This window comes from Arthrobacter sp. PL16, from assembly GCF_035985055.1.
Lineage (GTDB): Bacteria > Actinomycetota > Actinomycetes > Actinomycetales > Micrococcaceae > Arthrobacter_D > Arthrobacter_D cheniae.
Genome location: NZ_JAXCIC010000007.1, coordinates 169,914 through 176,358 on the forward strand (window position 1 = coordinate 169,914; position 6,445 = coordinate 176,358).

Below are 6,445 nucleotides of genomic sequence, written 5' to 3' on the forward strand. Positions count from 1 at the left end.
GAACTGCCACTGGCGATTGCTACAGTTGCAGGCTGATCATTCTCCAACTTTGAGGACAGCACCTATGGCCTTCCCAGCCACAGCACGGAAAAGGCGGCTACTCGCTGCCGCGTTCATCGGATCGACCGCCCTCTTGAGCGCCTGCGGCAGCGGGGAAGACCCTGCGGACGGCGCCGCGGAGTCCAGCGCCGCCAGCGAGCCTGCCGCCGGGGCGTCGGAGTCCGCCGCAGCCCTCCCTGAGCCGGACCTCGCGGACATCCCCGAGGTCGTCGCCGTCGTCAACGGCACGGAGATCGGCCGCGACATCTTCACCACCACCTACGAGGGCCAGTTCCAGCAGGCCGCGTCCTCCGCACAGGCGAGCGGGCAGGAACTCGATCAGGCCCAGCTAAGGACAACCGTCGCGGACAACCTCGTCAGCACCGAACTGCTGCGGCAGGAGGCGGAGAAGCGGGGTATCGAGGCCAGTCCCGAGGCCCTCACCGCCGCGACCGACAAGCTGCTGGAGAGCAGCCAGCTCGGCTCGGAGGAAGAGCTGCGTGCAGCGTTCGCTGAGCAGGGCCTCGACGACGCCGCCTTCGACCAGCAGCTCTCGGACCAGGTGAAACTGGATGCGCTGATCGCGGAGGAAGCCGGGGATACCGCGCCTACCGACCAGGAGATCCAGGACACCTACGACGCCGCCGTCGCCCAGCAGGAATCCTCCGGCGAAACCGCAACGCCCATCCCGCCGCTCGAGGACGTGCGTGCGCAGATCGAGGAACAGCTGTCCGGCGAGAAGCTGTCGGCTGCCGCGCAGACCCTGATCGCGGAGCTGCGCGAGGGCGCAGACATCACCGTCAACCTCTAGTACCTGTGCCTGCCGACCCGATGGCAGGCACAGGAACGGCCCCCTCGCCAGGCGTGGGGGCCGTTCCTGTGCCTGGAGGTATCAGCTCCCGATGAGGTCGTTGACCACGATGGTCTGCTCGCGGTCCGGGCCGACGCCGATCGCGGAGAACCGCGTACCGGACAGCTTCTCCAGCGCACGCACGTAGGTCTGTGCGTTGTCGGGCAGGTCCTCGATGGTCCGGGCTCCCGTGATGTCCTCGGTCCATCCGTCGAAGTACTCGAAAATCGGCTTCGCGTGGTGGAACTCGGTCTGCGTCATGGGCATCTCGTCGTGGCGTACGCCGTCGACGTCGTACGCCACGCACACCGGGATGGTCTCGATACCCGTGAGGACGTCGAGCTTCGTCACGAAGTAGTCCGTGAAGCCGTTCACGCGCGAAGCGTGGCGCGCCAGCACGGCGTCGTACCAGCCGCAGCGGCGCGGGCGGCCCGTGTTCACGCCGAACTCGCCGCCCTTGGTCTGCAGGTACATCCCCATGTCGTCGAAGAGCTCGGTGGGGAAGGGACCCGCACCGACCCGCGTCGTGTAGGCCTTGATGATGCCCACCGCACGGCTGATGCGCGTGGGGCCGATACCGGACCCGACGGACGCACCGCCTGCGGTCGGATTCGACGACGTCACGAACGGGTAGGTGCCGTGGTCGACGTCGAGGAAGGTGGCCTGGCCGCCTTCCATGAGGACGACCTTGCCGGCGTCGAGCGCCTCGTTGAGCACGAAGGTGGAGTCGATGACGAGGGGCTTGAGCCGTTCGGCGAAGGACAGGAAGTACTCCACGACCTCCTCGACCTCGACGTTGCGCCGGTTGTACACCTTCACGAGCAGTTCGTTCTTCTGCTTGAGCGAACCCTCGACCTTCTGGCGCAGGATCGACTCGTCGAAGACGTCCTGGACGCGCAGTCCGAGGCGGGCCACCTTGTCCATGTAGGCGGGGCCGATTCCGCGGCCCGTGGTGCCGATGGCACGCTTCCCGAGGAAGCGTTCGGTGACCTTGTCCAGCACCTGGTGGTACGGCGCCACGAGGTGCGCGTTCGCGGACACGCGCAGCTTCGAGGTATCGGCGCCGCGGGCCTCGAGCCCGTCGATCTCCTCGAAGAGGGCTTCGAGGTTGATGACGCAGCCGTTGCCGATGATCGGAATGGCGTTGGGGCTGAGGATGCCGGCAGGAAGGAGCTTCAGCTCGTACTTCTCGCCGTTGACGACGACGGTGTGCCCGGCGTTGTTGCCGCCGTTCGGCTTCACGACGTAGTCGACCCGGCCGCCAAGCAGGTCAGTGGCCTTGCCCTTACCCTCGTCGCCCCACTGGGCTCCGACAATGACGATTGCTGGCATGGGATCCTCCCCCATCGGTACGGGTTCCTCCCGCGCAACCGCGGAAAGTACGCCGTGCATCAGAACGCCCCAACCGGCCGCACACCGTGCGGCCACTGGGGCTCTTACCGTCCGAGTTTAGCCGAGGCACTCAGGGGGCGTCGAAAAAGCCCGGGCAGCACGATTGCGGTTCCGTTGCGATGGCCCGACCGGGCTGCCGGGTAGCACCGAACCTCCGTGCACAATGGGGACATGGATGTCTTCGAAGGACACATCGCCGGAATGGGCACCGCCTCGGGCACCCGTCTCGTGATCGGCCGCTGGGACACCTCCCCCTTCGGAGCGTTCACCGACGTGATGATGGAGGACGCCGCGGGCAGACGCACCCTGCTGGCGCCCCGGCAGGAGATCGCGGACTACGTCGGCGCCACCTACACGTTCGACGACGTCGTGTTGTCGCCCATCACCTCGACGCTGACGCCGCACCGGCTCGTCGTCGACGCCGGGGACCTGCAGGTCCTCGCGGAGGTCGGCGCGGTCACCCTGCTCGGGCGGTTGCTCGGCCTCGTCCCGTCGCGCCTGGCCACGCATCCGCGCTGGCTCGCGCTCATCAACCCGGTGGCGTCTCTGCTGGTGAAGGGCGTGGCGACGGCGGGCTCTGCAGGCCACGGCCGCACCGAGTACTACGGAGTGACATCGGCCCGGGCTGTGTCCGGGGCGACGGCGACCTGGCAGGGACGCGACCTCGGCGCGCTCGCGCCTGTCAGCCCGCCCGTGCGGTTCGGCTTCAGCTCCGCCCCGCCGCGCCCGCAGCTGGTGTCGGTGACGACGACGATCCGCCGCCCCGAGGCCGCCTGACCGCCCTGGCCGGGCTGGCTGCCCTGACCGGGCTTTGGGTGCCGGCCGTCCGCTCGCCCGGACCGCCCAAATCGCCATCCCCGCGCAGCTGAGCTGAGCGGGCTGGGCGGTCGCGCGGGCGCTTGGGCGGTTGCGGCGCCGGCAGTTGCAGCACCGGCAGTTGCAGCGCCGGCAAGTGCGGCGCCGGCAAGTGCAGCGCCGGCAAGTGCAGCGATTGGGGTCGAGGCGGTGCCTACACGCCCATCCGGTCGCGAGCTACGAGGTAGTGCGGCCAGTACCGCAGCCGGGCTGGAGTCAGGGGTACGACGACGCGCGCGGCGCGACGAGCGACGGCGAACACCACCCGTTCCCGCCGTCGCCAGGGCAGACCGTACGCAGCGCGGAGTGCGGCCGGAAGGACGCCCGCGGCCAGGACGGAAGGAACAGGCCGCAGCGGCCACGCGACGAGCGGCGGATCCGGCGCGAGGATCTGCCGGGCGATCCGCTGCGCAGTCGGCCCGACGGCGAGCGTCCCGCCGATCTGTTCGGCGACATAGCGGTCAAGTGCCTCGTAATCGCCGGGCAGACATGGGTCCGGGACGCCGAAGACGTGGCCCAGCTGCCGCATGTCGCGGTAGTAGGCCGAGCGCTCCGCAGGTTCGAGGGGGCGCAGGAAGGCGTGCGTCACCTCGATCGCCGTCCACACCAGCGTCGAGAACACCCAGAGCGCGAGCTCCGGATCGTAGGCACTGTAGGCGGTCCCTGCGGGAATGGAACCTCCCTGCTCGGGCAGGGAACCGTGCACGGGACGGTGCTTCCGCGCCACATGGCCGGCCGCAGCACGTACCTGGTCCCGGTCGCCGAAGGTGACGGTGAGCACGGCGTCGAGCGTTCCGCGTAGCCGCTGGAGAGGGTCGGTGGAGAAATCGCTGTGCGCACGCACGCCCTCCGCGACGAGCGGATGCGCGATCTGCAGCAGGAGAGCGGCGGGCCCGCCGGCGACGATCAACCGTTCGCGGGCAACCTGCCAGGCCGTGGATTCCGGGCCGAAGAGACCCGCGTCACCGGCGGTACCGGGCGCGGGAGCGGCCGGGAAGAACCGAGCAAGGCTCCTCACACGGAACCTCCGGCACGGGATGCGGAAGAATCACCACTCTGCGACTCCGCGCTGCCCCCGTAAGCACGGGCGGAGTCGGGATGCGGCGTCGGAGTGGCCTCGCCCCCGTAAGTCTGCACGGCGTCTGCCTGCACGGCGTCGCCCTGATGTGCACGCTCCCCGGCAGGGGATCCGTCGTCGTCGATCCACTCCAGCAGGTCCCCGGGCTGGCAGTCGAGCACCCTGCACATGGCCTCGAGGGTACTGAAGCGGACCGCTTTGGCGCGACCGTTCTTGAGCACTGCGACGTTCGCGGGCGTCAGTCCGATCCGCTCCGCGAACTCCCCCACGCTCATCTTCCGCCGCGCGAGCTCGACATCGATCCTGACGATGATCGGCATCAGATGACCTCGTCGAGTTCGGTGCGCAGGTGACGGGCCTCGGTGTCCGTCCTTACGGCCTGGACGAGCAGTGCGCGCAGCACGAGCACGACCAGCGCCACGGCCGCGATCATGACCGCGACTCCCCCGATGAGCAGCACCACCCCTGGCGCCACCGCTTCCCCAGGGGCCAGTGCCACACCAAGACCGAAGGTGGACAGGCTGGCGGCAGCGAAGGCCCCGATGACGATGTCCACCAGGCGGAAGGCATCCGACGAGAAGACCGTGCCCCGCCGAACCATGGTCAGGAGCCCCCAGACGCAGATGGCGGCCACCTGCAGGGCGAGGATCCCGAGCACCGTCAGCACGACGAGCGGAGTCCTGATCAGGGCGACGTCGGGATCGGCGGTGTCGAGGTCGAGCCGAAGCAGCGACAGCATCACTACCTGGATGAAGACAGAGCCTGCGAACATCAGGCACAGAACGATGCGCAGTGCGAGGACGGTGAGGTGGCGCATGACAGCTCCTTCTACTGATTGTCAATACGAAGCTATCGTTAATCAATACACATATCAAGAGTGTCGATAGTACGGTAACCGCAGCCACCAGGTTCCGGGGACGGGCCGGACCTGGCCGCGCTCGCATCAGATTGAGAAGTCCGACCCGGGATTCGTCGCGTCGAGGTAGTTGCGCACGGCGCTTTGCGGGACCCGGTAGGACCTGCCGAACCTGATGCTGTGGATCGTCCCCGATTGCACCAGCCGGTAGACGGTCATCTTCGACACCCGCATCATGGCGGCCACTTCCGCGACCGTATACAGCTGCCCCGTGCTTACTCCTGTTGACATAGCCAACACCGCTCCCATTCGCCTCACCACGCTCTGTGGAAGCTTTAACTCTGGTCGCAGGGGCAACAGCTGCACAAGGAATGCGACTACTCGTTTATAGTTTTCGGTGTCACGATTCGGGTGTGCTACGGCGCTCACGGACCCATCCCCTGACAGACCGGAGGGGCGGGGTGCTCGCGCATCCCCCGCCCTTCCCGGTGACCTCTGCTATGTCAGTTCCCCAGCTGTGCGCTCGCCTCCGGATCCGACTCCTTGAGGAACACCGCGATGCGCTCGGCCTCCTCGATCTCACCGATGGACGCTGCTGCGCGGCCGAGCGCATACAGCGCGCGGAGGAAGCCGCGGTTCGGCTCGTGCGCGTACGGGATGGGACCGGCGCCGCGCCAGCCGCTGCGCCGGAGCGCGTCGAGGCCGCGGTGGTAGCCGGTGCGGGCGTACGCGTAGGACTCGATGGTCCGTCCTTCTCTGTACGCCTCGTCAGCGAGGATCGCCCAGACGAGCGAGGACGTCGGGTGCTGTGCTGCGAGGTCGAGGGCTTCATCTCCTGCTGCCAGGCGTGCGACGACGTCGGATTCCTCCGGTAGGAGGGTGGGCTCGGGGCCCATCAGGTTCCTGCGGAATTCCTCAGCCACCGGGATCAGAGCTTCTGCCCGGCAGAGCCCAGGGACACCGCAGCCTCGACGATACGCGCCGCGAGACCGGCCTCGGCCGAGGCACCCCACACCCGTGGGTCGTAAACCTTCTTGTTACCGACCTCACCATCGACCTTCAACACACCGTCATAATTCCTGAGCATGTGATCGACCACCGGACGGGTGAACGCGTACTGGGTATCGGTATCGATATTCATCTTGATCACACCATAGGAAACAGCGTCCGCGATCTCCCGATCCGAGGACCCCGACCCGCCATGGAACACCAGATCGAACGGCTTGTCCTTCCCGATCCGCCGACCGACCTGGTCCTGGATGTCCTTGAGAATCTCCGGCCGCAACGTCACCCCACCGGGCTTGTACACACCATGCACATTCCCGAACGTCAACGCCGTGATGTACCGGCCGTGCTCACCGGCACCGAGCGCCTC

The 6,445-nt window shown here is 67.6% G+C and carries 9 protein-coding genes; 2 read left to right on the plus strand and 7 right to left on the minus strand.

Going from position 1 to position 6,445, the window contains the following annotated elements:
• Positions 1-64: 64 nt before the first annotated feature.
• The gene (locus tag RCH21_RS14355; RefSeq protein ID WP_326964960.1) at positions 65-850 is read left to right on the plus strand and encodes a SurA N-terminal domain-containing protein; all 786 of its coding nucleotides are present in this window, start codon (positions 65-67) and stop codon (positions 848-850) included.
• An 81-nt stretch (positions 851-931) separates the two neighbouring features.
• Here the strand turns inward: RCH21_RS14355 and RCH21_RS14360 are convergent, their stop codons facing one another.
• The gene (locus tag RCH21_RS14360) at positions 932-2,221 is read right to left on the minus strand and encodes an adenylosuccinate synthase (RefSeq protein ID WP_120148926.1); all 1,290 of its coding nucleotides are present in this window, start codon (positions 2,219-2,221) and stop codon (positions 932-934) included.
• A 231-nt stretch (positions 2,222-2,452) separates the two neighbouring features.
• On the opposite strand from RCH21_RS14360, the gene RCH21_RS14365 reads away from it, so the two are divergent.
• On the plus strand, positions 2,453-3,058 hold the full coding sequence (locus tag RCH21_RS14365; RefSeq protein ID WP_326964961.1) for a hypothetical protein: 606 nt from the start codon (positions 2,453-2,455) through the stop codon (positions 3,056-3,058).
• A gap of 232 nt (positions 3,059-3,290) precedes the next feature.
• On the opposite strand, the gene RCH21_RS14370 is transcribed toward RCH21_RS14365, so the two are convergent.
• The 6 genes from RCH21_RS14370 to RCH21_RS14395 form a co-directional block, all read right to left on the minus strand.
• Positions 3,291-4,154: an oxygenase MpaB family protein gene (locus RCH21_RS14370; RefSeq protein ID WP_326964962.1), complete on the minus strand. Its 864-nt coding sequence runs from the start codon at positions 4,152-4,154 to the stop codon at positions 3,291-3,293.
• Complete coding sequence (locus tag RCH21_RS17200; RefSeq protein ID WP_442784715.1) at positions 4,151-4,534, minus strand: helix-turn-helix domain-containing protein; 384 nt, start codon at positions 4,532-4,534, stop codon at positions 4,151-4,153. Before RCH21_RS17200 ends, RCH21_RS14370 begins: the two co-directional genes overlap by 4 nt.
• Positions 4,534-5,031, minus strand: a complete 498-nt coding sequence (locus RCH21_RS14380; RefSeq protein ID WP_326964963.1) for a DUF2975 domain-containing protein — start codon at positions 5,029-5,031, stop codon at positions 4,534-4,536. Before RCH21_RS14380 ends, RCH21_RS17200 begins: the two co-directional genes overlap by 1 nt.
• 126 nt (positions 5,032-5,157) lie before the next feature.
• On the minus strand, positions 5,158-5,361 hold the full coding sequence (locus tag RCH21_RS14385; protein WP_120148927.1) for a helix-turn-helix domain-containing protein: 204 nt from the start codon (positions 5,359-5,361) through the stop codon (positions 5,158-5,160).
• Positions 5,362-5,573: 212 nt separating this feature from the next.
• A complete protein-coding gene (locus tag RCH21_RS14390) occupies positions 5,574-5,993 on the minus strand; it encodes a DUF3151 domain-containing protein (RefSeq protein WP_326964964.1) in 420 nt (139 codons plus the stop codon).
• Between the two features lie 5 nt (positions 5,994-5,998).
• On the minus strand, positions 5,999-6,445 hold a 447-nt coding region (locus tag RCH21_RS14395), incomplete at its 5' end, for a class II fructose-bisphosphate aldolase (protein WP_326964965.1).

Coding starts and splice junctions, on each gene's coding strand:
- RCH21_RS14385 (WP_120148927.1), bottom strand. CDS start 5,361: ATGTCAACAGGAGTAAGCACGGGGCAGCTGTATACGGTCGCGGAAGTG.
- RCH21_RS14360 (WP_120148926.1), bottom strand. CDS start 2,221: ATGCCAGCAATCGTCATTGTCGGAGCCCAGTGGGGCGACGAGGGTAAG.
- RCH21_RS14365 (WP_326964961.1), top strand. CDS start 2,453: ATGGATGTCTTCGAAGGACACATCGCCGGAATGGGCACCGCCTCGGGC.
- RCH21_RS17200 (WP_442784715.1), bottom strand. CDS start 4,534: ATGCCGATCATCGTCAGGATCGATGTCGAGCTCGCGCGGCGGAAGATG.
- RCH21_RS14355 (WP_326964960.1), top strand. CDS start 65: ATGGCCTTCCCAGCCACAGCACGGAAAAGGCGGCTACTCGCTGCCGCG.
- RCH21_RS14380 (WP_326964963.1), bottom strand. CDS start 5,031: ATGCGCCACCTCACCGTCCTCGCACTGCGCATCGTTCTGTGCCTGATG.